Consider the following 24,459-nt stretch of genomic DNA (forward strand, 5'->3'; position numbering starts at 1 on the left):
GCCTGGGCGGGGTGGCGGCACCGCGGGGCCGGGGCCGGTCCGGGCGTCAGCGGCCCTTGACCGGGTCGGAGCGGTCCACGCGGTCGACCACGATGAGCGCCACGTCGTCCGAGAGGCTGCCCTTGGTGTGGGCCAGCAGGGCGTCCCGGAGGTCCTCCAGGAAGGCCTGGCGGGTGCGGCCGCGCATCGTCTCCATCGCGGTGGCCAGGTCGAAGAAGACGTTGTGTCCGTCCCGGGCCTCGATCACGCCGTCGGTGTGCAGCAGCAGCCGGTCCCCCGGGACGAACGGATAGCTCTCCAGGCGCCCGGGCGGACCGCCGATGAACTCCTCCAGACCGAGCGGCGGCAGCGGGACGGCCGGCGTGAGGCAGCGCGCCGAGCCCTCGCCGATCAGCAGCGGCGGCGGATGGCCGCGGTTGATCAGTTCGACGGTGCCGTCCTCCCGGATCTGCGCCACCACGGCGGTCACGAAGGCCTCGCGGAACGCGTCGTCGCCGGCGGCTCCCGCCCCGGCGAGGGCCGCGTCCCGCCGCAGCGCCTCCCCGCAGTGGCTGATGACCTCCACCAGGTCGTCCTCGTAGTGCACCGCCTCCCGGAACGCGCCGAGCACGACCGCCGCGGCCCGTACGGCCGGCAGCCCCTTGCCCCGGACGTCGCCGACGATCATCCGCACCCCGTACCGGGTCTGCACCGCGTCGTACAGGTCGCCGCCGATCTGCGCCCCGGTCTCGGCCGCCAGGTACATGCTGGCCGCGCGGACGGGGCCCAGCCGGGCCGGCACCGGGCGCAGCAGGACCTCCTGGGCGGCCGCGGCGATCCGGCGCACCTGGGCGAGCTCGCTCTCCCGGCGGGTCTGGACGGCCCGGCTGGTGACGACGCTGGCGGCACCCACCAGGCAGAGGGCGACCAGATTGGTGTATACCTGCTGGCCGCCCCATGCGTCGTTGTGGGTCGCGGTGATCACGCTGACGACCACGGCCACCCCGAGGGCTGCGAGCGTGCCCTTGGGGCCCATCGTCACCGCCGCCAGCGCGGGCGTCGCGACCAGCAGCGGTCCGGTGTACACGACGTGCGCGGGGGTCAGCTCGATGGCGAGCACCACCAGGGCGATCGCGAAGGGGACGCACTCCGCGAGGAAGTAGAGGACCTGGTGGTGGCCGGCTCCCGGGCCCGGGGGCGAGCGCAACGGCGCTCTCATGACTACAAGCGTGCCTCCATCCGGCGGACGGCCGCCACTTGCGCCGGGCCCCTCCGAACGGGCCGGCGGGCCGCGGACCGGCCGCCCACCTGCACTTCCACCCGCCACCCCGTTCCCCGGGCCCTGCGCGCGCCGGCCGTCGCTCCGACGGGTGCCGGGCACGGCCCGGCCGGGGGGTAGCGATGCGGAAGGGGGTTCCGGCGCCGTCCGCGCCGTGACCACCACCCCCGAGCCCGTCAACGCCGCCCCTGGAGTCCGTACCCGATGAGCACCGACCCCGCGGTTCCCCCGGTCTCCCGCCGGGAGTTCGACGCCCTGTTCGCCGCGCTCCGCACGTGGGGCCGCTGGTCCCCCGCCGGCCGGGGCGCCTGGAACCGCGTCACCCCCGACCACGTGCGCCGGGCCGCTGCCCTCGTACGGGACGGCACGCCGGTGCAGCTGGGCCTCCCCTGGGACACCCGGCCCGGCCCCGAGAACCCGAGGCCGGCCCTGCACTACATGTCCGACCTCGGCGACGTCGAACCGCCGGAGCCGGCCACCCACAAGGACTTCCTGGGCGCGGACTACCACGGCAAAGGCGTCAGCCACCTCGACGCGCTGTCGCACGTGGCCTACCGCGGGCAGCTGTACGGGGGCCACCCGGCCCGGGACGTGATCGGCGCGGCCGGCGCCCGGTTCGGGGCGGTCGCGGCACTCGGCCCGCTGGTCACCCGGGGCGTGCTGCTGGATCTGCCCGCCGTCGTCGGCGCCGACTGGCTGGAACCCGGGCGGCCGGTCCACGCGCGGGACCTGGCCGGGGCCGAGCGGTCGCTCGGCGTCCGGATCGACGAGGGCTGCGCCGTGCTGGTGCGCACCGGCAGGTTCCGGCGCCGGCGCGAGCTGGGTCCCTGGGACGTGGCCGCGGCCGGTGCCGGGCTGCACGTGGACGCGGTGCCGCTGCTGGCGGAGCGCGGCATCGCGCTGCTCGGCGCGGACGGGGACAACGACCTGCGGCCCTCGCCGGTGGAGGGGGTCCACTCGCCCGTCCACGCCCTCGCCGTCGCGGCCATGGGGGTGCCGCTGCTGGACAACCTGGACCTGGAGGCGCTGGCGGTCGCCTGCGCCGGCGCGGGACGGTACGAGTTCCTGCTCGTGGTCACGCCCCTGAACGTGCCGGGCGGGACGGGCTCGCCGGTCAATCCCGTCGCCGTGCTGTGAAGCCGTAAAACACCAGGAATATACTCAAAGCGATCCGATTCAACTTCACGCACGGGGCCACGGCCGGCCGTCCCGGCCGGAGCCGCACCGGCGAGGGAAGTGATGCAGATGGCGGTCACGGGAGACCAGATCGGCCCCGCACGCTCCCGTGAGCGCTTCCTGGTCGGCGAACCGGTCAGGACCGGTGTCCGCCGCCCGATCCTGGACTCGTGGCTGCGCTGCCGGCTGCTGGGGCTCTCGCCCGACCGGTCCGACCTGCCCTTCCGGCAGGACTTCGACCCCGACGGGCGGCTGGTCCGGGCGGCCGCGCCGGTGCTCGACCGGCTCCAGCAGCGGTTCGCCGGCAGCGAGATCAACATCTCGGTCGCCGACGCCGAGGGCATGGTGCTGCAACGCCGTTTCGGCGAGCCCTCGATGGCCCGCACCCTGCCCGCCATCCAGACCGTGCCGGGCTTCGTCTTCGCGGAGCGGTACGGCGGGACCAACGGCATCGGCCTGGCACTGGCCGAGCGGCGCGTCGTCCAGGTGTACGGCGCCGAGCACTTCGCCGAACGCGCCCAGCGGAACGCCTGCTGCGCCGTGCCGATCCGCGACCCGCTCAGCGGGCGCATCGAGGGCGTGCTCTGCTTCGGCTACCCGCACGCCTGCGAGCGGCCGGCCCTGACCGCCCTGGCCCGCCGGGCGGCCGGGCGGATCGAGCGGCGGCTGATGGAGCAGAGCTCGGCCCGGGAGCGGGGGCTGCTGCACGCGTACGCCGACGCCGAGCGGCTGGCCCGTACCGGCCGGGCCGCCCCGAACGGCCTGCACGTCGGCTCCCCGGTCGCGGGCGGGGCGGCCGGGCTCGACGAACTGGTCGAGACCGTCGAGCTGGAGCTGGACCCGCACGACCGGGACGTCCTCAAGGAGAAGGCGACCGAGCTGATCTCCGCGTCCCGGCGCGCCGCGGTCGGCGTCGCGCTCCCCCACGGCCGGCGGGCCACGCTGCTCAGCCGGCCGGTGACGAGCCCTTCGGGCGTGCGCGGGATGGTCGTCGAGGCCGTGATCGGCAGCGACACCCCACCGGTCCACCACCTCTCCCTCCCGCACCCGCCGGGCGTGGCGCCGGCCGGGGCGGACGGCGCCCCCGCCGCCGGAACCGCTCCGGCCGGACCCGCCGCCCACGTCCCGTCCCCGCCCGGCACATCCGCCGGGCCGGCACCGGCCGCCGCCCCGCCCTCGGCCCCCGACGGCCCCGGCACCGTCCGCGGGCTGGTCCTGGTGGGCGAGCCCGAGGTCGGCAAGTACGCCGTCGAGGCGCGGCGGCGCCTGGAGCTGCTGGCCGAGGCGAGCACCCGGATCGGCACCACCCTGGACGTGGGCCGGACCGCCCGGGAACTCGCCGAGATCGCGGTCCCGCGACTGGCGGACTACGTCACCGTCGACCTGCCCGAGGCCGTGCTGCGCGGCGACGAGGCCGCCGACCCCGGCGCCGACCTGCACCGCACCGTGGTCCACGGCATCCGCGACGACTGCCCGTTCTTCCCGGCGGGGCAGCGCCTGGACCTCCACCCCGGCACCCCCCTGCTCGGCTGCCTGACCACCCGGGAGGCCGTGCTGGAGCCCGACCTCAAGGCGGCGACCGGCTGGATCGCCCAGAGCCCCGACCGCGCCCGCCGGGTCTTCGCGTACGGGGTGCACTCGCTGATCGCCGTACCGCTGCTCGCCCGCGGGGTGGTGCTGGGCATCGCGAGCTTCTACCGCGCCCGGGACCCCGTACCGTACGGCGACGACGACCGGCGGCTGGCCCAGGAGCTGGCGGCCCGGGCCGCCCTCTGCATCGACAACGCCCGCCGGTACACGCGGGAGCACACCCTCGCCCTGGCGCTCCAGCGCAGCCTGCTGCCGCGCGGCCTCCCCGAGCAGGGAGCCGTCGAGGTGGCGCACCGCTACCTGCCGGCCGAATCCGGGGTGGGCGGCGACTGGTTCGACGTCATCCCCCTGTCCGGCGCCCGGGTCGCCCTGCTGGTCGGCGACGTCGTCGGCCACGGGCTGCACGCCGCGGCCACCATGGGCCGGCTGCGGACCGCGGCGCGCACGTACGCCGAGCTCGAACTCGCCCCCGACGAGCTCCTCACCCACCTGGACAACCTGCTCGTCCGGCTGGACCGCGAGGAGGGGGACGACGGCGCCGCGGGCAGCACGGGCATCGCCGGCGCCACCTGCCTGTACGCCGTCTACGACCCCACGACCCGGCAGTGCACCATGGCGCGGGCCGGCCACCTCCCGCCCGCACTGGTCCGCCCCGACGGGGAGGTGACCTTCCCGGACCTGCCCGCCGGGCCTCCCCTGGGCCTGGGCGGGCTGCCCTTCGAGACGGCCGAGTTCGAACTCCCCGAGGACAGCACGCTGGTGCTGTACACCGACGGGCTCGTGGAAGGCCGACGCCAGGACGTCGACCTCGCCCTGGACCGGCTGCGGTCCGTCCTGGCCCACCCGGGCCGGACCCCCGAGGACACCTGCCGGGCCGTCATGGAGGACATGGCGCCCCAGCACCCCGCCGACGACATCGCGCTGCTCGTGGCCCGTACGCACACCCTGCCCGCGGACCGGATCGCCGGCTGGGACGTGCCGGCCGACCCGGCGCGCGTCTGCGACGTCCGGACCGCCGTCACCGCCCGGCTCGCCGCATGGGGTCTGGAGGAACTCGGCTTCGCGGCCGAACTGATGCTGAGCGAGCTGGTCACCAACGCGATGCGCTACGGCACCGAACCCATCCGGGTGCGGCTGATCCACGACCGCACCCTGATCTGCGAGGTCTCCGACGGCAGCAGCACCGCCCCGCACCTGCGGCGGGCCGCCACCACGGACGAGGGCGGGCGCGGCCTGTTCCTCGTCGCCCAGCTGGCCCAGTCCTGGGGAACCCGGTACACGCCACGCGGCAAGGTCATCTGGGCCGAATGCGCCCTGGACGCCGCCTGACGCCCCTTGCATCCCGGAATGTACGGGAACGGCCAGTAGCATCTGCCTGACCCGCACTCCCCCAGGCAGATCCGAGACCGGCCCCGGAGACGTCCCGTGACCGACGCCCCTGACCCTTCCGACACCCCGCAGGGCCGGCCGCCCGGGCCCGCGGGCGAGGAACCGCTCGTGCGGACGAGAGGTCTCGGCAAGCGCTTCGGCGGCACGGTGGCGCTGGAGGCGGTCAGCCTCGACGTGCACCGCGGCAGCGTGCTCGCCCTGCTGGGGCCCAACGGCGCCGGGAAGTCCACCCTCATCAAGGTGCTGGCCGGGGTCCACCGGGCCGACGCGGGCTCGGTGACGGTGGCCGGGCACCCGCTCGGGTCGGAGGCCGCCACCGCGCGGATGTCGTTCATCCACCAGGACCCGGGGCTGGTGGAGTGGATGACGGTCGCCGAGAACATCGCGCTGGGCACGGGCTACGCCCGCCGCCGCGGCCTGATCTCCTGGCGGCGCACCCGGGAGCGCTGCGCCGAGGCCCTCGGGATCGTCGCCGGACACCTCGACCCCGGGGCGCGGATCGCGGACCTCGCCCCCGCCGAGCGCTCCCTGGTCGCCCTCGCCCGCGCGCTCGCGCGCCGGGCCGAGCTGTTCGTCCTCGACGAGCCGACGGCCACGCTGCCCGCCGCCGACTGCGCCCGGCTCTTCGGCGTCCTGCACGCGCTGCGCGACCGGGGGCACGGCGTCCTGTACGTCACCCACCGGCTGGACGAGGTGTACCGGGTCGCCGACGCGTTCGCCGTACTGCGCGACGGCCGGCTGGTCAGCCGGGGGCCGCTGGCCGGGTACGGGCCCGACCGGCTGGTCCGGGACATCGCGGGCGGCCTGCCGGCCGGCCGGACCGCCGTGGGCGGGACCCCGGCCGGGCGGGCGGCCGCCGGCGGGATGCCGGCCGGCCGGGGGCCCGCGGCCGCCGTGCCGGGCGGCGGGCGGCCCGTACTGCGCCTGGACGCCGTACGGACCGGACGTACCGGACCCGTCAGCCTGCAGCTGGCGCCCGGGGAGATCCTCGGCATGGTGGGCCTGACCGGCGCCGGGCACATGGACCTGGGGCGCGCGCTCGCCGGTGCCCTCCCGCGGCGCGGCGGGCGGGTGCTGCTCGACGGCCGGCCCTACGACCCGCGCTCCGTGGCCGCCGCCGTGGGGCGGGGGGTCGGTTTCGTCGCCGTCGACCGTCAGGAGGAGGGCTCCGCGCCCGACCTGACGGTCCGGGAGAACTTCCTGGCCAACCCCAGGGCGGCCGGGGTGCCGGCCTGGCGGTGGCTGTCCCCGCGCCGGGAGCGGCGCGAGGCGGCGGCGCTGATCGACCGCTTCGGCGTGCGCCCCCGCGACGGCGAGGTGCCGTTCGCCACCCTGTCGGGCGGCAACCAGCAGAAGGTCGTCCTGGGCCGGTGGCTGCGCGGGCGGCCGCGGCTGCTGATCCTGGAGGAGCCGACCGCCAGCGTGGACGTGGGCGCCAAGGCGTCCGTGCACCGGCTGCTGGACGAGGCGGCCGCGGACGGTCTGGCGGTGCTGCTGGTGTCCACCGACTTCGAGGAGGTCGCGGACCTCTGCCACCGGGCGCTGGTGTTCGTCCGCGGGACGGTCGCGGTGGAGCTGGCGGGGGCGGCGCTGACGCCCGCCGCGCTGACCCGCGCGGCGTCGGCCGTGCCCGCGGTCACCGGAGGCACCGCCCCGTGACGCGCTGGTCGCCGCGCGGGCACCACCTCATCGGCGGCTACGGGCTGCCGGCGCTGACGGCCGTGCTGTTCCTGGCCTTCTCGGCCGCCCTGCCGGACACCTTCCCGACCCGGGACAACGTGTCCTCGATCCTGTCCAACCAGTCGATCCCCGCGCTGCTCGCCCTGGGCGCGACGGTCCCCATCGCGGCCGGCAGGTTCGACCTGTCCATCGGCTACGGGCTGGGGCTGGCGCACGTACTGGTGCTGCACCTGATCGTGGTCGAGGGCACGCCCTGGCCGCTGGCCTGCCTGGCCGTGGTCGGCGGGGGCGCGCTGGTCGGCGCCCTGAACGGGGTCGTGGTCGAGTTCGCCAGGATCGACTCCCTGATCGCCACGCTCGGCACCGGCAGCATCATGTACGCGCTCACGGGATGGCTCACCGACGGCGGCCGGATCGTGCCCGGCCCGGAGGGCCTGCCGCCCTCGTTCACCGCCCTGTACGACGCGGACCTCCTCGGTCTGCCGGTGCCGGCGTACTACGTCCTGGCGGCCACGCTCGTGATCTGGGTGGCGCTGGAGCGGCTGCCGCTGGGCAGGTACCTGTACGTCGTCGGCTCCAGCCCCCGCGCCGCCCGCATGCTCGGCATCCCCACCCGGCGGTACTCGGTGTACGCCTTCACCGCGTCCGGCCTGGTGGTGGGCGTCGCGGGGGTGCTGCTCGCCGCGCAGCAGCAGATCGGCAACCCGAGCGTGGGCCTGGACTACCTGCTGCCCGCGTTCGTCGGCGCGCTGCTCGGCTCCACGACCGTCCGGCCGGGCCGCGCGAACGCGCTGGGCACGCTGGTGGCCGTCACCCTGCTGGCCGTCGGGCTCGCCGGGATCGGCCAGCTGGGGGCGCAGTTCTGGGCCACCCCGCTGTTCAACGGCGCCACGCTGCTGCTGGCGGTCGGATTGGCCGGGTACGCGGCCCGGCGGCGGCTGCGCAGTCGGGCGCCGGACGTCGCCGCGCCCCCGACCCGGACAGGAGCACCGTGAAACCGGACCGCAGCGCCTTCCGCTCCCCGGGCCGACGGGCCGCCGTCGCCGCCGTGGCCACCGCCGCTCTGGTGGCGGGCTGCGGGGGCGGCGGCACGTCCGGCGGCCCGGACACCGGCGCCTCCCGGGCGGCCGCGGGCTGCCCTGCGGCGCTGGAGGCGGCGAGGGCGGCCGTGGCGCGGGCCGAGCGTACGGACCCCGCCTGGAGCGGTCCCACGACCGGCCCCCCGGCGGCACCGGGCAGGAGCCTGGTGTACGTGGCGCAGACCATGACCAACCCCGGGGTGGCCGGCGTGGCGGCCGGGGTGCGGGAGGCCGCGGCGGTCGTGGGCTGGCAGGTCCGGGTGATCGACGGGGAGGGCACCCCGGCGGGCCTCCAGGCCGCGCTCAGCCAGGCGGTGACGCTGCGGCCCTCGGGCATCGTGATCGGCGGCTTCGACCCGCAGCTGACGGCCCGGCAGATGGGGCGGGCCGGGGCGGCCGGGATCCCGGTGGTCGGCTGGCACGCCGTCAGCACCCCCGGGCCGAGCACCCGGCCGCCGCTCTTCACCAACATCACGACCCGGGTGGCGGAGGTGGCGCGGATCAGTGCGGACTGGGTGATCGCGGAGTCCGGGGGCGGCGGCGGGGTCGTCGTGTTCACCGACGACTCCATCCCGTTCGCGCGCACCAAGTCCGAGCTGATCAAGCGCCGGCTGGCGGACTGCCCCGGGCTGCGGCTGCTGGCGACCGAGAACATCCCCATCCCGGACGCCACCCAGCGCACCCCGCAGGAGGTCTCGTCGCTGGTCTCGCGCTTCGGGGACCGGTGGACGCACTCCGTGGCGATCAACGACCTGTACTTCGCCGACGCGGCCCCGGCGCTGCGGGCGGCGGGGCTGCCGGGCGAGGGGCCGCCGGTGAACATCGGGGCGGGCGACGGCGACCCGTCGGCGTTCCAGCGGATCAACAGCCGCGCGTACCAGGCCGCCACGGTGCCGGAACCGCTGGCCCAGCAGGGCTGGCAGATCGTCGACGAACTCAACCGCGCCTTGGCCGGCCGCCCGCCCAGCGGCTACGTCGCCCCGGTCCACGTGGCGACGGTGCGGAACAGCGGCGGCGCCACGTCCTGGGACCCGCCGGGCTACCAGGAGGCCTACCGCCGTATCTGGCGGGGACCCTGACCTCGCTCGGCGGCCGGCGGGATTCCGTCAATTCCGTTGGCGGACCGGCCCCCGGCCGCGAGGATCGGACCCATGATCCGTACCCCGGAACCGGACGCCGCCCTGTCCGGCGATCCCGACGACGAGCCCCCGGAGCACCTGAGGTTCAGGGCCCACCTGCGATCCCTCGCGGCGACGGGTCCGGCCGGCGAAGCCGGCACGGTGCGCGAGGTGCTGACGGACCCGGACCCGGTGATGGCCCGGTCGGCCGTCGTCCGCCACCTGGACCACCGGGCGGCCGGCCTGCTGCCGGACCCGGGCTTCGACGCGTGGTCCGCGTCGATGGCCGGAGCCGTCGGCGGGGACCCCTTCCTGACCCGCCGGCTGCGCGAGTGGGACCTGTTCCGGTCGGTCGCCCTGGCCCTCGACTGGCGCGCGGAAGACCTGGACGGGGCGTCCGACTGGCTCCAGCGCAAGGTGTCCGCCGAGTCCGGCTCGCCCCGCGCCCTGGCGTTCCTCGCGGTCCACGGCCGCACCCGGCGCATCCGCAACGCCGCGACGGCCGGCCTCCGGGTCACTCCGGGGTCAGGCGGATGAGGGTGGTGGAGAGGGTTCGAGGGTCCGGACGACGCGCGCCGGGTTCCCCACGGCCAGCACGCCCGGCGGGAGGTCCCCGACGACGACGGATCCGGCGCCGACCACGGTGTTCTCGCCGATCGTGACGCCGGGGCAGACGATCACGCCGCCACCCAGCCAGACGTTGTCGCCCAGGGTGACGGGCAGGCCCCGCTCCCAGCCGGCCCGCCGGCGCCCGGCCTCCAGGGGGTGGGCGGGGGTGAGGAGCTGGACGTACGGGCCGAGCTGCACGTCCGCGCCCAGGGTGATCGGAGCGGTGTCGAGGAAGACGGCTCCGAAGTTGACGAACGTGCCGGCGCCGATCGTGATCAGCCGGCCGAAGTCGCAGTGGAACGGCGGCCGGACGCGGACGCCCTCGCCGACCGAGCCGAGCAGCTCCCGCAGGAGGGCGTCGCGCCGCTCGGGCGGCGGGTCCGGCGCGTTGTAGGCGGCACACAGCCCGGCGGCGCGGCGTGCGTCGGCACCGAGTTCGGGATCGTCGGGCAGGTACCAGTCACCGGCCAGCATCCGGCGTTTGTTCTCGCCCACGGGCGACCTCCGGTCCGGCGCGTCCGGCGGGCGGGCGCGGCCTCCTGTCACGCTCGCCCACCCCCCGTCCTCCGTCAAGACGCACCGCCGCCCGGGCGGAACCGGGTGTGGTGCGTCCTGCCGGAGGGGGAGCGGGACGCGGTCAGTGCCCCTTCAGCAGGGCGCAGGCGAAGTTCTCCTGGACCGTGCGGAGCCGGGCGAGCAGGGCGGGCTTGTTGCTCTTGCTGGTCTGGGTGTTGACGGAGAACGTCAGCGACCGGGTGCCGTCGGGCGTGGTGGCGGCGAGCTGCGTGTAGCCGGCGGTGTTGCCGGTGTGGCCGTACAGCACGCCGCAGCGGGTCGTGTACTGGAAGATCGCCAGGCCGGCGGCGTTGGTGCCGGGGCCCGCGGGTTCCGAGGAGTCGCCGGGGCGGAAGGTGAGCTGCTCCTTGCGGGTCTTCTCGGACAGCAGGGTGGGCCCGCCGTAGGCGCGGATGAAGACGCCCAGCTCCCTGGGCGTGGAGACGACGCCGCCCGAGGCCCAGGAGCCGGAGGTGCCGAACAGCTCGCTGACGTCCTCGGGCGGCTCGACGGTGGTCTCGTAGCCGTGGATGTACGGCTGCGGGAGCCGGAAGCCCTCGGGCAGGCTGGTCCGGCGCAGCCCCAGCGGGCGGTACACCAGCTCCCTGAGCAGGTCCTCGTAGCGGCGGCCGGTGACGGCCTCGGCCATCAGCGCGACGGCGATGTTGTCGGAGTTGGAGTACTCGTACAGCGCCCCCGGACGGAAGAGCAGCGGCTGGTCCGCCACGAAGTCGAGCAGCCTGCGCGAGTCGAAGACGTGGTGGGGGTCGGCGATCAGGATCGCCCGGAACTCCGGCGACGCCGAGAAGTCCGGCAGGCCGCTGGTGTGCTGGAGCAGCTGGCGCAGCGTCACCTCGTGCCAGGCGGCGGGCTGGCCGGGCAGCACCTCGCCGATGGTGTCGTCGAGGGAGAGCTCGCCCCGGTCGACGAGCCGGAGGGCGACGGCCCCGCTGTACGCCTTGGCGACGCTGGCGACGCGCATGTGGTCGTCGAGCCGGGGCGGGCGGCCGGTGGCGATGTCGCCCACGCCGGCCGTGTAGGTCTTCGTCCGGCCGCCCCTGGTGAGGGCGGCGATCACGCCGGGCGGGCCGTCGTCCTGGGCGACGAGCTGCTCCAGCTGGCGCTGGAGGCGGGCGTCGTCGTACGGCTTGCCCCCCGCGGGGTCGGGTCCGCCGGCGGCCGCCCGGGCGGGCTGGAGGAGCGTACCGAGCGTGACGGCGGCCAGGGCCGCGGCGGTCAGCCCGGCGCGCAGGCGACGGCCGCCGGTGGAACGGGTCGCGGGTGCGGGATGGCGAGGGGTGGGCACGGGTGTGTCTCCAGAGGGGGTGGAGGCGAGGGGGAAGCCGGAGGGGTGGAGCCGGAGGGGTGGACCGGGGCGAGCCGGGGGCCGGGCGCGGGGACGCGCGGCCGGCGCCGTGCGCCGCGGGGCCGCCGGGTCAGCCGAAGTCGGGGATGGGGTGCTCGGGCGTGAGGTGCGCCGCGATGCGCTGGGCGATCGTGTGGGCGCTGTGGCCGTCCACGGCCGTGGGGCCCTGCGTGGTCGACACCGCGATGGACAGCCGCTCGGACGGCAGGTAGTCCATGGAGGCGGAGTAGCCGAAGAACAGCGGGTGCTGGGAGATCCAGTCGCCGAGGATGAGCACGCCCAAGCCGTAGTGGGTCTTCTCGGTCTGGGCGATGCAGACCGTCGCGGGGCACTTCTCGGTGGCGTGGCCCAGGCCGACCGTCCCGGGGTTCAGCAGCTGCCGGTACGAGGCCGGGGAGAGCAGCTCGCCCGAGCCGATGCCGGAGGCCGAGCGGGCCAGGTCGCAGATGTCGGTGGTCTCGACGGCGCCGGGCGCGGTGGTCCACGAGGGGTTCCAGAAGGTGGATTCCTCGTACGTCCCGCGGTCGTCGGTGAAGGCGTGCAGGACGGGGGCCGGGATGTCGGGCGTGAAGCTGTTGCGGGTCTCGTGCAGTCCGAGCGGGCCGAGGATCTGGCGCTTGAGCAGGATGTCCAGCCGGGTGCCGGTGATCTTCTCCAGGGCGGCGCCGAGGAGGACGAAGTTGGCGTGCGAGTAGCTCCAGTTGGTGCCGGGGTCGTACCAGCGGTCCTTGCTCGTCGAGAGGGCCACCAGTTCCTGCGCCGTCCACTGGCGGAACGGGTTCGCGTAGACGGCCTGCTGGAACTCGGGGAGCCGGACGTAGTCGACCAGCCCGGTGGTGGAGGCGGCCAGCATGCGCAGGGTGATCCGCTCGGCGTCCGGCACGTCGGGCAGCCAGCGCGCGATGGGGTCGTCGAGGCCGGCCTTGCCCTGGTCGACGAGGCGCAGGAGCGCCGTGCCCATGTAGCTGATGGCGATGTTGCCGTTGCGGAAGTGCATGGCGGGGTCGGCGGGGACGCCGGTCATCGACTCGCCGATGGCGGAGGTGACCACCTCGCGGCCGTCCGCGGTCACCTTGAGGATCACGGACTTGAGGCCCATCTCGGCCTTGGCCTGCTCGGCGATCCGCAGGATGTCGCGGGCGGGGCCGCGGTCCGGGATCCGGGACGTGGCACAGGGGCGACGGTGGCCGCCTCCGTCACCGCCGCCCGCGCCGCCGGCGGCCGCGGCCGGCACGGTGAGGGCGAGCAGGGCGCTGACCGCGGTCACCGCGGTGGCCGCGGCGAGCCGCGGCAGGGAGGACGGGCGGGTGGCTCTCATGCCCGCAGTATCGGCAGGGTGCCCCCGGGGACCGGTCGTGCGGACGGCGACCCGCACGAACATCACCCGTCGGGCGTCGGGAGGCCGGACCCCGCCGGGCGCGACGGCGGTCGCCCTGCTCGGCTCCGGGGATCAGGCGCGCAGGATGGCGCAGGTGGTGGTGCCGTGGGCGTAGAGCCTGCCGTCGTGGGTGCCGGTGACGCGGGCTTCCGCGGTGGCCGTGGTGCGGCCCACGTGGAGGGCCACGCCCTCGCAGCGCAGGGCCGGGGTGCCGGCCAGGACGGGGCGGATCATGTGCACGCCCAGCTGGACGGTGGTGTACGTGGTGCCGGCGGGCAGGCGCGTCATCACGGCCGAGCCGAGCGCGGAGTCCAGCAGCGTGGCGAGGAAGCCGCCGTGCACGGTGCCCATCGGGTTGAGCAGGTGGTCGCCCGGGTCGCCCTCGAAGACCGCGAGGCCGTCGCCCACCTCCGTCAGCCGGAAGCCGAGCGTGCTCGTCATCGAGGCCGCGGGCAGCTCCCCCTTCAGCGCCGCCCGGAGGATGTCCAGTCCGCTCATCGAGAGCAGCTCGGGCGTGGCCTCGGGCCGCGGCTGCCAGCTGTGGGTACGGGTGCGGACGGGGCCGGTGGTGATCGTCTGGTGCGTGGTCATGGCCCGACCGTACGAAGCTCAGGCCCGGCCCCGGAAGTGGCGGAACCGGCACCTTGCGCATGGATTCCGACACCGGTGGGACCGCTAGGGTGGGCGGGGTGAAAGCAGCCGTACTCGTCCTTGACGGGGCGTTCGACTCCGGAGTGACCGGGGTCCTCGACGTCCTGCACACCGCCGACGCCCTGCGCGGCCGCCTGGCCGGGGCCACGCCCCCGCCCTTCGACATCCGCACGGTCGGCGTACGGCGGCGCGTCCGCACCGGCCTCGGCCACCGGATCGACACCGAGGACCTCGCGGCCGCCGAGGACGCCGACGTGCTGGTGGTGCCCGCGCTGATGGAGCGCCGGCCCGAGGACCTGGTCGGGCTGGTGGCGTCGGCCGGTCACCGGAAGGCCCGGCAGGCGGTGGTACGCGCCCGGGAGCGGCGCACCCCGCTCGCCACGGCCTGTACCGGGACGTTCCTGCTGGCCGAGTCCGGTGTGCTGGACGGGCAGCGCGCCACGACGAGCTGGTGGCTGGCGCCGGTGTTCCGGGAGCGGTACCACCGGGTGCACGTGGACGAGAGCCGGATGGTCACGACCAGCGACGGGATCACCACCGCCGGCGCCGCGTTCAGCCACCTCGACCTGGCGCTGGCCATCGTCGGGACGCGCAGTCCCGCCCTCGCCGACCTGGTGCGGCGCTACCTGGTCGTCGACGACCGGGCCGCCCAGGCCGCGTACGCGATCCCGAGCGCGCTCGCCGAACACGACCCGCTGGTCTCGGCGTTCGAGCGGTGGGTGCGGGAGCGGATGGGCGAGCCGTTGTCGATCGCGGAGGCCGCCCGGGCGCTCGGGGTCAGCGAGCGCACCCTCCAGCGCACGGTCACCCGTACCGTCGGCTGCTCCCCCATCCGCCTCGTGCAGAACCTCCGGGTCGAGCAGGCCGAGCACCTGCTGCGCACGACCTCGCTGCCGCTGGCGGCCGTGGCCCGCCGGGTCGGTTACGAGAGCCCCGGCCCGCTCCGCGCGCTCCTGCGGGACCGGCTGGGCCGCGGCGCGCGCAGCCTCCGCGGCTGAGGACCGCACCGGCGCGGTACGCCTGCCCGCCGCGGGTGGCGGCGCTCCCCCGTACGGGCCTACCCGCGCGTGTCCTCGCCGCGCGCGCGGGGCGGGACCGGATAGTCGGGCAGGCGGACCCGGCCGGTGCACCGGCCGGGCACACGAGGCTGGAGCGATGAGATGACGATGAAGACGGCAGCGTTGGCACCCGTGGTGGCGGCCGGACTGGTGCTCGGGGCGGCGGGCTGGGCGGCCGGCGACCAGGCGGCCGCGCCCGGCCGGACGGCCGACGGCCGGGCGGCCGGAGAACAGCGGTCCGGGCACGTCGCCGCCAAGGCCGGGTACCCCGAGGGCGTGGTCCTCTCCAAGAGCGGCCTGAACGTCCGCAGCAAGCCCACCGTGTACTCGAAGACGGTCAAGACCCTCAAGCCCCACCAGAAGGTGCTGCTCAACTGCCAGAAGCGCGGCGGCTGGGTGCAGGGCAACCCGGTCTGGTACCGGCTGCAGAACGTCAACGGCTGGGTCTCGGCCCGCTACGTGCACAACCTCAAGCCCGTCCGCGCCTGCTGACTTCGGGCCGGGTGGCCGCGGGCCCGCGCCCGCCGGTCAGTGACCCGCGACGAGCTTGACCGTCACCACCCCGAGGCCGATGGCCGCGTCGACCAGACCCGCCAGGGCCGACACGAGGAGGCCGCCGCCCATGCGGCGGCCTCCGGTGTATCCCCAGGCCGCGAGCGAGGCGACGTCCACGCCGACCGCCACCCACAGCGCGGTCTCCAGGCCGAGCGCCCCCGCCGCCGACAGGGCCACCATCACCAGCGGTCCGAGGGCGCTGCCCAGCAGGGGGCTGCTGACGAAGAGGAAGTGCCGCACCTCCCGCCGGTCGGGCAGGCGCTGGTGGACGACGCGGTGCGCCTGCGCGTCGGCGACCAGCGTCGCCAGCCACAGCCCCACGGCGGTGCACGTCACGTACACCGCGGCGGTGGCGTGCCCGGTGTGCGGGTTCTGGGCCAGTCCGACGACGACGGCCAGCATCGTGATGGCCGCGTAGATGCGTTCCTTGAGGCGTTCGCGCAGGGCTTCGAGCATCTCGGGCGAGGGGGCGCGGACCCCGGCCGCCGGCCGGTCGGCCGGAAGGTCTGACATACCGGCACCGTAGGAGGGGCGGCGCGGACCCCGCCGCGCGACGCGCGGGGCAGCCGGCGGAGTAGGCCGTTCCGCCCGGGGCGGTGGGGTGGACGACGCCGTTCCGCGCGCGGACTGAGGGGTGGACGACGCCGTTCCCCCCGGGGCGGCGGCCCGGCGGCGGCTAGCGCGTCCGCGCGTACGCCGCCGGCCAGGCCCCGTACGGCGCGGACCAGCCGCCGCCCGCCGCGGAGTGCGCGGGGCTGCGGACGAAGTCCGTGAGCGAGACCGTGTGGGCGCCGGTCTCCGGCCGGTAGGCGGTGCAGTAGCGCGTCGGGTACCAGCCGGGGGTCTGCCAGACGGCCGGCTGGGGCACCGGCTCGCAGGTCCGGTGGCCGGGCACGGTCCGCTGCCGCTCCAGGAACACCTTGGTGAGCATCGGCTCGATGAAGATCAGCCGCCCGCCGTACGCCCCGTAGATCAGCGTCTGTCCGGCCAGCGTCCCCGTGCTGGGGGGTCTGCTGTCCAGGTGGGAGCCCATCGCGCCCTCCGCGGTCTGCGGGCTGGACGCGGGGTACCCGGCCGGCAGGTGGGCGGCGGGCACCGGCCGCGAGGCGGTGGCCAGCTGGCCGCAGTCGATCATCAGTGCGCAGCCGCCGACCCGGATGGCCGCGCGCTCCTCCGGGGGCACCAGGTAGAAATGCACGTCGAAGTGCGGGACGTCGTACCGGCCGTGCGGGGTGTGGCCGTGCGGGTTCCAGTTGAACAGCACCCAGTCGAAGGGCAGCGGGGGCCGGTCCGGCGGGGTGGCGGGCAGCGCCAGCTCGCGGCCGTGGCCGCCGACGCACTCGTGGGCGGGGTCGCGGACGCCGTCGCCGTCCGCGTCGTGGCAGTGCGCGCCGTCCGTGGGGGTGGACGGCAGCCGGTCGAGGGCTCCGGCGGAGAGTTCGACGCCGACGGTGCGGGGCCGGTCGTCGGCGTACTCGGTGTAGACGCGGACCAGGCCGTCGCCGAGCCGCTGCGCCGGACCCCGGCGGAGGCACGTCCCGGACGCGCCGGGCCCGCAGTCCTCCGGGACCGCCGCGGCGGACGGCGGACGGGCGGCGGACGGCGTGGGGAACGCCGCCGCCGCGGGGAGCAGGGCGGCCAGCAGGGCCGCGGAGGTCAGCCCTGCGGCGTGGACCAGGCGCATACCGGAGCCGTTCGTGCCGGGACGTTCCACGAGGGACGTGCGTTGAGCCCCGCCGCGTCCACGCCCGTCACCTGGCGCGTGCAGGACCTGATGTCGGCCAGTCTGTGCGCCGGTAGGACTTCCCGAATGTCGGAGAAGCCGTTCGGGGCGAGGAGCTCCACCTGATGGAGCAGCGGGTCCGGCTCCAGGCGCCGGTGCGCGGCCAGCAGCCGGGAGGTCTCGGGGCGGCGTGCGGCGTCGTAGCGGGCGAGGGCCTCGTCGACGTCGTGGTGGGCGAGCTCGTACGCGAGCACGCGGGCGTCCACGATGGCCTGCGAGGCGCCGTTGGACCCGGTCGGGTACATGGGGTGGGCGGCGTCGCCGAGCAGCACGACCCTGCCGTCGACCCAGCTGGGCAGCGGGTCCCGGTCGATCATCGGGTAGCGGAGGATGCGCGGGGCGGCGCCGACGATGGCGTGCAGGTCGAGGAACCCGGTCCGCCAGCCGTCCAGATGGGCCAGGACCCGGTCGGGGGAGGCGGCGGAGTCCCAGTCGGCCTCGGACGAGCCGTCGGGCCGGGCGCCGTCCGACGGGCCGCCGTCCGACGGGCCGCCGTCCGACGGGCCGCTGTCCTCCCGGGTCTCGACCACCCAGTTGAGCAGGCAGCGCCCGGCGGCGTCGGGCCGGGTGACGGGGTAGACCACGGCCTTCACGCGGGAGTTGCAGCCGAAGATGGTCATCGTCCGCGCGTCCAGGTAGGCCGGTCCCTCCGTGACGCCCCGCCACATGCAGATGCCGTTGGAGACCGGCGGCCCCTCGCCGGGGTACATGGTGGCGCGCACCGCCGAGTTGACGCCGTCCGCCGCGATCAGCAGGTCACCGGTGTACGGGGTGGACTCCCCGGCGGCGAGGGCCCGTACGGCCGGCACTCCCCCGGTACGGGTCTGCCGGTACCCGGTGAGGCGGCGGCCGGTGACGACCGCTCCGGGGCCGAGCCGTTCGCGCACCGCGGCCAGCAGCAGTTCCTGGAGCCGCGCCCGGTGGATCGAGAACTGCGGCCAGTGGTAGCCGGCGGCACGCCCGCGCGGTTCCGACCATATGAGGCCGCCGTAGCGGTGGTGGTACTGGAGACGTGAGGTCGCCACCGCCGCGGCGTCGAGGGCGTCCCCCAGGCCGAGTTCGGTGAGTTCCCGTACGGCGGCCGGCTGGAGGTTGATGCCCGCGCCGACGGGCCGCAGCCGGGGGCAGGCCTCCACGAGCAGGACGTCGTCGAAGCCCGCGGCGTGGAGGCTGAGTGCCACCGTGAGACCGCCTATTCCGGCTCCGGCGACCAGAATCCTCGGGGTATTTCTTCCGCTGTACGGCGGCATATTCCGCACCTTCCGGGAAAGGACCCCTTCCCGAAAATGCGCCACTCGGCCGGATGCCACAAGCGGGGCCCGCCACGGTCCCGGCATCGGCCCAGGACAGCCCCGGCGCGTTCACCCGACCAGCCTACAACTGCGCGCCTCCTCTCGGGTGACATGCCTTTAATCGGGTGTCGGCAACAGAAAGGCTGCGACATGCAACACGTGGCATTCGACGCGCGCGACATCCAACGCCTCCAGCATGCTGTCGATTACGCGCACCATGCGTCCGAGAGTTCCCTGGACAATCTCCTGCCACCCTGGATACCGGGCGGGCTGAAACGGGAAATACGCTTCCGCTGCATTGTCTCGCATTGCGCGACACTGCTCTTCCCGCAGACCGCGGATTCCGCGCTCGACCACTTCGAGGAAAAGGGCTGGTCCGCTGCGGCGATAATACCGAGCGTCCTGGTGAAACGGCGCCTGGTGGAACGCCACGGACTTCCGGACGACGTCGAGGTGTGGGTGACCCGGCTCCGGGTCACGCCCGGCCCCGGCCCCGAGGTCGAGGTCTTCCTCTTCCCCACCACCGGCCCGGGCTACCGGGACGAGGTGGGCGCGCAGGAGCGCGCGCACGGTTTCGAGAACCACGTGGGGCTGTTCCTGGAGACCCCGGACGAAGAGGTGATCGGCGGGCTGATCGACGGACTGGAGACAGCCGGCCAGTTCCTCTTCGAGGGCTCCGCCCACAACCCCCACGAGAACACCACGATGTTCTACTTCGCGCCCAACGCGCGCGTGGCCGGCGACCGCCGGCGCTTCCCCCGGTGGGAACTCCAGTGTCCCGGCGACCTGTCGGCGCTGGCCGCCCGGCGGCCCGTACGCGGTGCGGAGCTCCGGCAGGCGTACGCCCGGCTGATGGCCAACCGGCCCGCCGAGCACGTCCCCTCCGTCGTGCTCACCACGCCGCGGCACGTCACCCCGGCCCGGTGAGCCGCCCCTCCTCCCTCCGCCGCACCCCTTCGATCGCGCCGCCCGGATCCGGGCGGCGCGGTCGTGCCGCCAACACGCCGGGGGCCCGCACGGTGCGGGGGCCGCCGGCGCGGCCGCCCCTACGCTGGTGGGCATGACCACCATCGCACTGCTGGGTACCGGGATCATGGGCGCGGGCATGGGGCGCAACCTGCTGGCCGCGGGCCTCACCGTCCGGGTCTGGAACAGGACGCAGGACAAGGCGCTCCCGCTCGCCGAACACGGCGCCGTCGTCTGCGGGACGCCCGTCGAGACCGTCGCGGGCGCGGACGTACTGATCACGATGCTCGGCGACGGCGGCGCCGTCCGCGCGGTGATGGAGTCCGCCGCCGACGCCCTGACGGCCGGTCAGGTGTGGGCGCAGATGGGCACGGTGGGCGTCGGCACGCTCGACGAGCTGGCCGCCTTCGCCCGGGACCACGGGCTGGTCTTCGTGGACGCCCCGGTGCAGGGCACCCGGGCGCCGGCCGAGGCGGGCACCCTGGTGGTGCTGGCCGCCGGGCCCGCCGACCCGCGGCTCGACCCCGTCTTCGACGCCGTCGGCAGCCGGACCGTCCGGGTGGGCGACGAGGCCGGCGCCGCGACCCGGCTGAAGCTGGCGACCGTCGGCTTCGCCCTCAACCTCACCGCCGCGCTCGGCGAGGCCCTGGCCCTGACCGAGGGGCTCGGGGTGGAGCCCTCGCTGTTCCTGACCGCCGTCACCGGCGGGCCGATGGACAACGTGTACGTGCAGACCAAGTCGAAGGCCGTGCTGGAGGGCGACTACCAGCCGAGCTTCACCGTGCGGCACGCGGCGGAGAACACCCGGCTGATCGCCGAGGCCGCGGCGGGCGCGGGCGTCTTCGTCGACATGGCGGAGGCGGCGGGCGCCCGGTTCCGGCGCGCGGCGGAGGCCGGGCACGGCGAGAAGGACATGGCGGCCGGGTACTTCGCCAGCCGCCCGGCGGTCGGCGTGCCGCGCTGAGCGGGCACGGCCGGCCGGAGTCCCGGCCACGGCGCCGGGCGGGACGCGGCGCCGGGGAGGCCCGCGCACCGCGCTGACCGACCGGTGCCCGGCCCTCACCGACCTGCCTCCCGCGCCGGTCGGCACGCGCCCGGGCGCGGAAGGGCCCGCGCCTGGGCACGCACCGCTCAGCTCCCGTGCGTCGCGGGCCCCGGCGCGGGTACGGCGCCCGGGGTGACCGGCAGCCGGCCGGCCAGCAGGGCCAGGCCCCGGCGCAGCCGGCGGAAGTACGTGGCCCGGCTCAGGTGGAGGCTCCGGGCGACCTGGTGGTGCGTACGGGGCCGCCCGAGGTAGTACGCGGCGAGGATGGCGCCTGCCTCCGCGTCGGCGGCGTCCCCCGAGGCGGCGAGGGCTCGTACCGCCGCGTACAGCCAGTCGCACAGCGATCCCGGGGTGGCCAGCCCCGGCCGGGTGAGCAGCGGGCTGTCCGCCAGCCGGTCCGGCTCCCGTACCCGGGCCAGCGCCGCCGCGACCAGCGCGGGCAGGTCCGGCGCCGGGCCCGGTCCCGCGCCGGGGGCCAGCCGGCGCATCCACCCCGGCAGACCGGCGGCCGCGAAGTCGTGGCTGTACACCTCCGGGGGCCGCCCGCAGCGGTAGACGTCGTCCCGCACCGCGCCGTGCGGGCGGAAGCTCAGGGTGCGCAGCAGGAGCTGGTAGTCGGGGCTCGCGGTGGAGACCACGAGGTGCCCGGCGAAGACGGACCGGACCAGCACGTGCCGCAGGATCTGGGCGTGCGCGCCCGCATCGGTGCCGAAGGCCGCGCCCAGGAAGAGCCCGCCGGCGGGCACCGTGCCGGCCGCGTGCTGCTGGAGCAGCGGCTCGATCCCGTCCGCCGTCTCCGACCCGACCGGCAGCAGCGCGGCGAGCGCCACCGGGGCGCCGTCCCGGTCCCTGGCCAGGTGGAACGACGACGCACCGTCCTCCAGCCAGCGCTCCGTGACGCGCTCCGCGCGCCGGGTGTCGAAGCCGCTGCGCACCGCCCAGCTGCGCATCAGCCGCCCGATGGCGTCGGCCTCACCCGGCCGTGCGGGGCCGACCAGCGCCGCGTCGTCCACGGGCGGGAACAGCGCGTCGCGGAGCACCGGGTCGCCGGAGAGGAACAGTCCCTGCTCCACCAGCCGGGCCTGCTCCCGGGGCTCCGCGCGCTCGGTGAGCAGCGCCCGGCGGTAGTCGGCGGCACGCTTGCGCACGCCTTCGTGGGCGCCCGGACGCCGCCAGGCGTAGGCCAGTTCGAGCAGGCTCCGGTACGGCTCGCGCACCGCCAGCCCGAGCGGCTCGCGGCGCACCACGCTCAGCCCGGCCAGCGCGGAGAAGAGGTCCGGGCCGCCGGAGAGCAGCCGCTCGTCCCCGGCCCGTACGGTCGCCAGCAGGCGCAGCGCGTGCCGGTGGCGGCCGCCGGGCCTGGCGTGTTCCCGGTCGAGCCGGCGTACGACCTCCTCGGCCACGGCATCGGCGACCGCCCCGGGCGCGTCGGCCGGCGTGCCCGACAGCAGCTCCCGGCAGGCGAGTTCGGCCAGCAGGGGCAGTCCGCCGGCGAGGCGGACCGCGAGGGCCACCGCCTCGGGGTCGGTCAGGCCGGCGGCCCGTACCTGTTCCTCGACGGCCGCCGCGGGGCGGGGGCCGAGCGGCACGGTGGCGGGGTCGTGCCGCGCCCAGCCGGGGGCGGCTCGCAGCGGGCGCCGGCTGACCAGCAGGACCGGCCGGGCACGCCCGTCCAGCGCCTCGGCGACGGCCTCCGCGTGCCCCGGGCCGTCCACGCCGTCGACCAGCAGCAGCCCGTCGCCGGGCGCCGCCGCGAGCCCGGCGGTCCGCTCCCGCGCCCGGTCCGCGGGCAGGCCGGAGAGGTCGACGGCCGCCGTCGCCGGCAGCCGGCGCGCCAGGGTGCTCTTGCCCGTGCCGAGCCCGCCGCAGAGGTTGACGACGGGGTGCGCCGCCACCGCGGCGAGCAGGGCGTCGAGGCCATGGGTGATCTTCACGGATCCGGGACGATACCCACCCGCCGTCCGACCGGGTCAGCACACAACCGGCCGATCTGTGGCCGGAGTTGATACTCACGTGAGACTCCGGGTCCGCGTGCCGCGGCTAGGGTCGAGCCGTCCGCGGGGCCCCGGCGGCACACACCCACCTGCACGGTCACCCACACCTTTGAAAGGAGCCTGGTGTGAAGCTGGTTCGATGGCTGTCGACCACGACCATGGCCTTCCTCGCCGCGACGGCGCTCTTCGCCGGAACGGCGTCGGCGTCCGGCGCGGCCTCCGCGTCCGTGTCCGGCGCCGCGGACACCGCGTCGAGTGCCGCGGCCTCGGCGGCCCTGGCGCCGACCGGCCCGAAGTACTTCCTGGGCACCGGCTACGGCCCGTACAACATCGCCGTCCAGGCGGCCTGGAACTCGGCCTACTCGCAGGCCGTGAACGAGGGCTACGACACCAACCGGTGCAGCCGCTCGGCCGGCCCGCGGGCCCAGCAGATCGGCAGCGGCGACTACTACCAGGTGCTCGTGGAGATCTACTGCTCCGCACCGCCGCCGCCCGGCTCCGGCCGGATCGTCGGGGTCCACTCCGGCAAGTGCGTCGACGTGAAGGGGGCCAGCCTCAAGGACGGCGCCCCGATCCAGCTGTACGACTGCAACGGCACCGACGCGCAGATGTGGCGGCTGGAGGCCGACGGTACGCTCCGTGCGCTCGGCCGGTGCATGGACGTGCAGTACGCGAAGACCGAGAACGGCTCGCTGCTCGGCCTCAACTCCTGTCACCAGGGCCTGAACCAGAAGTGGGAGGTGCTCCCGGGCGGTCTGCTGCGCAGCCTGCACTCCGGCAAGTGCCTCGACGCGCTGGGCTGGGCCACGGGCAACGGTGCGCGCCTGGGCATCTGGGACTGCACCCCGACGCACACCAACCAGCAGTGGACCGGCAGCCCGCTGGGCACCTGACGCCGCAGACCCCGCGGGTGCGGGAAAGGCCGCTCGGCCTTTCCCGCACCCGCGGGGTCCGCAGGGGGTCCGCAGGGGGTCCGCAGGGGGTCCGCCCGGGATCACTTCCCGAGCTTCTTCTTCACCTGCTCCTTGACTTCCTTCTTGATGTCCTTCTTGGTGACGGTGCCGCCGGTGCCGGTGCCGTCGCCGCCGACCGCGGTCGCGTCACCGGTGTTCACGGCGTCGGCGCTGGCGTCGCCGCCCGTGGCGTTGCCCGTGGTGATCGTGCACTTGCCCTTGCACTCGCCGACGCCGGAGTTGGCGTTGCCGCCGGTGGCGGTGCCGCCGACCGTGGTGTTCTCGGCGTTGGCGTCGCCGCCGGTGCCGATGCCGTCGGCGCTGTCCGCCGGGGCCAGGGTCACCACCGCCTGCGGAGCCGGCGCGGCCATCGCGGTCGCCGGGAGGGCGATGCCGCCGCCCACCAGGGCCAGCGAAGAGGCGGACAGAACGACACGGCGGGTCAGGAAACGCTGGAACATCGGAATTCTCCATTCGAAACAAAGGCCATTCGGCAAACGCTCCCCGGATTTCCGGGGATCCGTTTCCCCCGGTGGGGGCGTGCTTCAAATAAACCCCGAACGGGAATCCCGGTCACGCCACTGCAATACGTGGCTTGACGTGCGGGAACGACCCTGTTAAAAGCTCGCTCAGGCGGTGGCGCGCAGCGGTGAGGCCAGGGACCGGCGCTCTTCCTCGGTCAGGCCGCCCCACACGCCGTAGGGCTCCCGGACGCGCAGGGCGTGCCGCAGGCACTGGGTGCGAACCGGGCACCGCTCGCACACCCGCTTGGCCGCGCGGTCGCGGGCGGCGCGGTCGTCGCCGCGCTCGCCCTCGGGGTGGAAGAAGCGTTCCGGCTCCAGCCCGCGGCACGCCGCCTGCGTCTGCCACTGCCACAGGTACTCGGCGGGGCCCGGCAGCCGCGTCACGTTCGTCATCTCCGTTTGCCTCCTGGTCTTCACTGGACGGGGTGGGGCGGGCGGGC

Annotated in this window: 22 protein-coding genes; 11 read left to right on the plus strand and 11 right to left on the minus strand. The window is 75.6% G+C overall.

Annotated features, from left to right (window positions below):
- Nucleotides 1-46 precede the first annotated feature (46 nt).
- A complete protein-coding gene (locus tag ACIQUR_RS30255) occupies nt 47-1,198 on the minus strand; it encodes a PP2C family protein-serine/threonine phosphatase (RefSeq protein ID WP_403671030.1) in 1,152 nt (383 codons plus the stop codon).
- Between the two features lie 264 nt (nt 1,199-1,462).
- Here ACIQUR_RS30255 and ACIQUR_RS30260 point away from each other — a divergent pair, with 264 nt between their 5' ends.
- The 6 genes from ACIQUR_RS30260 (at nt 1,463) to ACIQUR_RS30285 (ending at nt 9,827) form a co-directional block, all read left to right on the plus strand.
- On the plus strand, nt 1,463-2,395 hold the full coding sequence (locus tag ACIQUR_RS30260) for a cyclase family protein (protein WP_403671033.1): 933 nt from the start codon (nt 1,463-1,465) through the stop codon (nt 2,393-2,395).
- Between the two features lie 108 nt (nt 2,396-2,503).
- Nucleotides 2,504-5,353 (plus strand): SpoIIE family protein phosphatase, encoded by a 2,850-nt coding sequence (locus tag ACIQUR_RS30265; protein ID WP_403671036.1) that lies wholly within the window; start codon nt 2,504-2,506, stop codon nt 5,351-5,353.
- Nucleotides 5,354-5,449: 96 nt separating this feature from the next.
- Complete coding sequence (locus ACIQUR_RS30270) at nt 5,450-7,072, plus strand: sugar ABC transporter ATP-binding protein (RefSeq protein WP_403671039.1); 1,623 nt, start codon at nt 5,450-5,452, stop codon at nt 7,070-7,072.
- Nucleotides 7,069-8,088, plus strand: coding sequence for an ABC transporter permease (locus tag ACIQUR_RS30275; RefSeq protein ID WP_403671042.1), 1,020 nt, complete (start codon nt 7,069-7,071; stop codon nt 8,086-8,088). The genes ACIQUR_RS30270 and ACIQUR_RS30275 overlap by 4 nt, the downstream gene beginning before the upstream one ends.
- A complete protein-coding gene (locus ACIQUR_RS30280) occupies nt 8,085-9,251 on the plus strand; it encodes a substrate-binding domain-containing protein (protein ID WP_403671045.1) in 1,167 nt (388 codons plus the stop codon). The genes ACIQUR_RS30275 and ACIQUR_RS30280 overlap by 4 nt, the downstream gene beginning before the upstream one ends.
- A gap of 72 nt (nt 9,252-9,323) precedes the next feature.
- Nucleotides 9,324-9,827, plus strand: coding sequence for a hypothetical protein (locus ACIQUR_RS30285; RefSeq protein WP_403671048.1), 504 nt, complete (start codon nt 9,324-9,326; stop codon nt 9,825-9,827).
- Here ACIQUR_RS30285 and ACIQUR_RS30290 read toward each other — a convergent pair.
- From ACIQUR_RS30290 to ACIQUR_RS30305, 4 genes are all read right to left on the minus strand, one after another.
- Nucleotides 9,816-10,394, minus strand: a complete 579-nt coding sequence (locus tag ACIQUR_RS30290; RefSeq protein WP_403671051.1) for a sugar O-acetyltransferase — start codon at nt 10,392-10,394, stop codon at nt 9,816-9,818. The two genes, ACIQUR_RS30285 and ACIQUR_RS30290, sit on opposite strands and share 12 nt — an antisense overlap.
- Before the next feature lie 142 nt (nt 10,395-10,536).
- Complete coding sequence (locus ACIQUR_RS30295) at nt 10,537-11,760, minus strand: serine hydrolase domain-containing protein (protein WP_403671054.1); 1,224 nt, start codon at nt 11,758-11,760, stop codon at nt 10,537-10,539.
- A gap of 130 nt (nt 11,761-11,890) precedes the next feature.
- The gene (locus ACIQUR_RS30300; protein WP_403671057.1) at nt 11,891-13,138 is read right to left on the minus strand and encodes a serine hydrolase domain-containing protein; all 1,248 of its coding nucleotides are present in this window, start codon (nt 13,136-13,138) and stop codon (nt 11,891-11,893) included.
- A 132-nt stretch (nt 13,139-13,270) separates the two neighbouring features.
- The gene (locus ACIQUR_RS30305; protein WP_403671060.1) at nt 13,271-13,789 is read right to left on the minus strand and encodes a PaaI family thioesterase; all 519 of its coding nucleotides are present in this window, start codon (nt 13,787-13,789) and stop codon (nt 13,271-13,273) included.
- Nucleotides 13,790-13,887: 98 nt separating this feature from the next.
- On the opposite strand from ACIQUR_RS30305, the gene ACIQUR_RS30310 reads away from it, so the two are divergent.
- Together ACIQUR_RS30310 and ACIQUR_RS30315 are read left to right on the plus strand one after the other, a co-directional pair.
- Nucleotides 13,888-14,847, plus strand: coding sequence for a GlxA family transcriptional regulator (locus tag ACIQUR_RS30310; RefSeq protein ID WP_403671063.1), 960 nt, complete (start codon nt 13,888-13,890; stop codon nt 14,845-14,847).
- A 162-nt stretch (nt 14,848-15,009) separates the two neighbouring features.
- Nucleotides 15,010-15,399, plus strand: a complete 390-nt coding sequence (locus ACIQUR_RS30315; protein ID WP_403671065.1) for an SH3 domain-containing protein — start codon at nt 15,010-15,012, stop codon at nt 15,397-15,399.
- Nucleotides 15,400-15,435: 36 nt separating this feature from the next.
- Here the strand turns inward: ACIQUR_RS30315 and ACIQUR_RS30320 are convergent, their stop codons facing one another.
- From ACIQUR_RS30320 to ACIQUR_RS30330, 3 genes are all read right to left on the minus strand, one after another.
- Entirely contained in the window at nt 15,436-15,975 is a 540-nt protein-coding gene (locus ACIQUR_RS30320) for a hypothetical protein (RefSeq protein ID WP_403671068.1), read from the minus strand.
- A 163-nt stretch (nt 15,976-16,138) separates the two neighbouring features.
- Entirely contained in the window at nt 16,139-17,146 is a 1,008-nt protein-coding gene (locus tag ACIQUR_RS30325) for a hypothetical protein (protein WP_403671071.1), read from the minus strand.
- Nucleotides 17,119-18,495: a flavin-dependent oxidoreductase gene (locus ACIQUR_RS30330; protein ID WP_403671074.1), complete on the minus strand. Its 1,377-nt coding sequence runs from the start codon at nt 18,493-18,495 to the stop codon at nt 17,119-17,121. Before ACIQUR_RS30330 ends, ACIQUR_RS30325 begins: the two co-directional genes overlap by 28 nt.
- A gap of 447 nt (nt 18,496-18,942) precedes the next feature.
- On the opposite strand from ACIQUR_RS30330, the gene ACIQUR_RS30335 reads away from it, so the two are divergent.
- Both ACIQUR_RS30335 and ACIQUR_RS30340 read left to right on the plus strand, forming a co-directional pair.
- Nucleotides 18,943-19,464, plus strand: coding sequence for a hypothetical protein (locus tag ACIQUR_RS30335; RefSeq protein WP_403671076.1), 522 nt, complete (start codon nt 18,943-18,945; stop codon nt 19,462-19,464).
- Nucleotides 19,465-19,597: 133 nt separating this feature from the next.
- Entirely contained in the window at nt 19,598-20,467 is an 870-nt protein-coding gene (locus ACIQUR_RS30340) for an NAD(P)-dependent oxidoreductase (protein WP_403671079.1), read from the plus strand.
- 167 nt (nt 20,468-20,634) lie between these two features.
- On the opposite strand, the gene ACIQUR_RS30345 is transcribed toward ACIQUR_RS30340, so the two are convergent.
- Entirely contained in the window at nt 20,635-22,482 is a 1,848-nt protein-coding gene (locus ACIQUR_RS30345) for a hypothetical protein (RefSeq protein ID WP_403671082.1), read from the minus strand.
- A gap of 185 nt (nt 22,483-22,667) precedes the next feature.
- Between ACIQUR_RS30345 and ACIQUR_RS30350 the strand changes: the two genes are divergently transcribed.
- Complete coding sequence (locus ACIQUR_RS30350) at nt 22,668-23,435, plus strand: ricin-type beta-trefoil lectin domain protein (protein WP_403671085.1); 768 nt, start codon at nt 22,668-22,670, stop codon at nt 23,433-23,435.
- Between the two features lie 101 nt (nt 23,436-23,536).
- Here ACIQUR_RS30350 and ACIQUR_RS30355 read toward each other — a convergent pair whose 3' ends face one another.
- Nucleotides 23,537-23,956: a hypothetical protein gene (locus ACIQUR_RS30355; protein WP_403671088.1), complete on the minus strand. Its 420-nt coding sequence runs from the start codon at nt 23,954-23,956 to the stop codon at nt 23,537-23,539.
- Between the two features lie 168 nt (nt 23,957-24,124).
- Nucleotides 24,125-24,412 carry a WhiB family transcriptional regulator gene (locus ACIQUR_RS30360; RefSeq protein WP_403671090.1) on the minus strand — a complete coding sequence of 96 codons (288 nt, stop codon included), beginning with the start codon at nt 24,410-24,412 and terminating at the stop codon, nt 24,125-24,127.
- Nucleotides 24,413-24,459 lie beyond the last annotated feature (47 nt).

The sequence above is a fragment of the Streptomyces sp. NPDC101132 genome (assembly GCF_044759225.1).
GTDB lineage: Bacteria > Actinomycetota > Actinomycetes > Streptomycetales > Streptomycetaceae > Streptomyces.

Bases quoted from the DNA above. Each gene is read 5' to 3' on its own strand.
- ACIQUR_RS30255 (WP_403671030.1), bottom strand. From the start codon at position 1,198: ATGAGAGCGCCGTTGCGCTCGCCCCCGGGCCCGGGAGCCGGCCACCAC.
- ACIQUR_RS30260 (WP_403671033.1), top strand. From the start codon at position 1,463: ATGAGCACCGACCCCGCGGTTCCCCCGGTCTCCCGCCGGGAGTTCGAC.
- ACIQUR_RS30265 (WP_403671036.1), top strand. From the start codon at position 2,504: ATGGCGGTCACGGGAGACCAGATCGGCCCCGCACGCTCCCGTGAGCGC.
- ACIQUR_RS30285 (WP_403671048.1), top strand. From the start codon at position 9,324: ATGATCCGTACCCCGGAACCGGACGCCGCCCTGTCCGGCGATCCCGAC.
- ACIQUR_RS30300 (WP_403671057.1), bottom strand. From the start codon at position 13,138: ATGAGAGCCACCCGCCCGTCCTCCCTGCCGCGGCTCGCCGCGGCCACC.
- ACIQUR_RS30305 (WP_403671060.1), bottom strand. From the start codon at position 13,789: ATGACCACGCACCAGACGATCACCACCGGCCCCGTCCGCACCCGTACC.
- ACIQUR_RS30315 (WP_403671065.1), top strand. From the start codon at position 15,010: ATGACGATGAAGACGGCAGCGTTGGCACCCGTGGTGGCGGCCGGACTG.
- ACIQUR_RS30320 (WP_403671068.1), bottom strand. From the start codon at position 15,975: ATGTCAGACCTTCCGGCCGACCGGCCGGCGGCCGGGGTCCGCGCCCCC.
- ACIQUR_RS30325 (WP_403671071.1), bottom strand. From the start codon at position 17,146: ATGCGCCTGGTCCACGCCGCAGGGCTGACCTCCGCGGCCCTGCTGGCC.
- ACIQUR_RS30330 (WP_403671074.1), bottom strand. From the start codon at position 18,495: ATGCCGCCGTACAGCGGAAGAAATACCCCGAGGATTCTGGTCGCCGGA.
- ACIQUR_RS30340 (WP_403671079.1), top strand. From the start codon at position 19,598: ATGACCACCATCGCACTGCTGGGTACCGGGATCATGGGCGCGGGCATG.
- ACIQUR_RS30355 (WP_403671088.1), bottom strand. From the start codon at position 23,956: ATGTTCCAGCGTTTCCTGACCCGCCGTGTCGTTCTGTCCGCCTCTTCG.
- ACIQUR_RS30360 (WP_403671090.1), bottom strand. From the start codon at position 24,412: ATGACGAACGTGACGCGGCTGCCGGGCCCCGCCGAGTACCTGTGGCAG.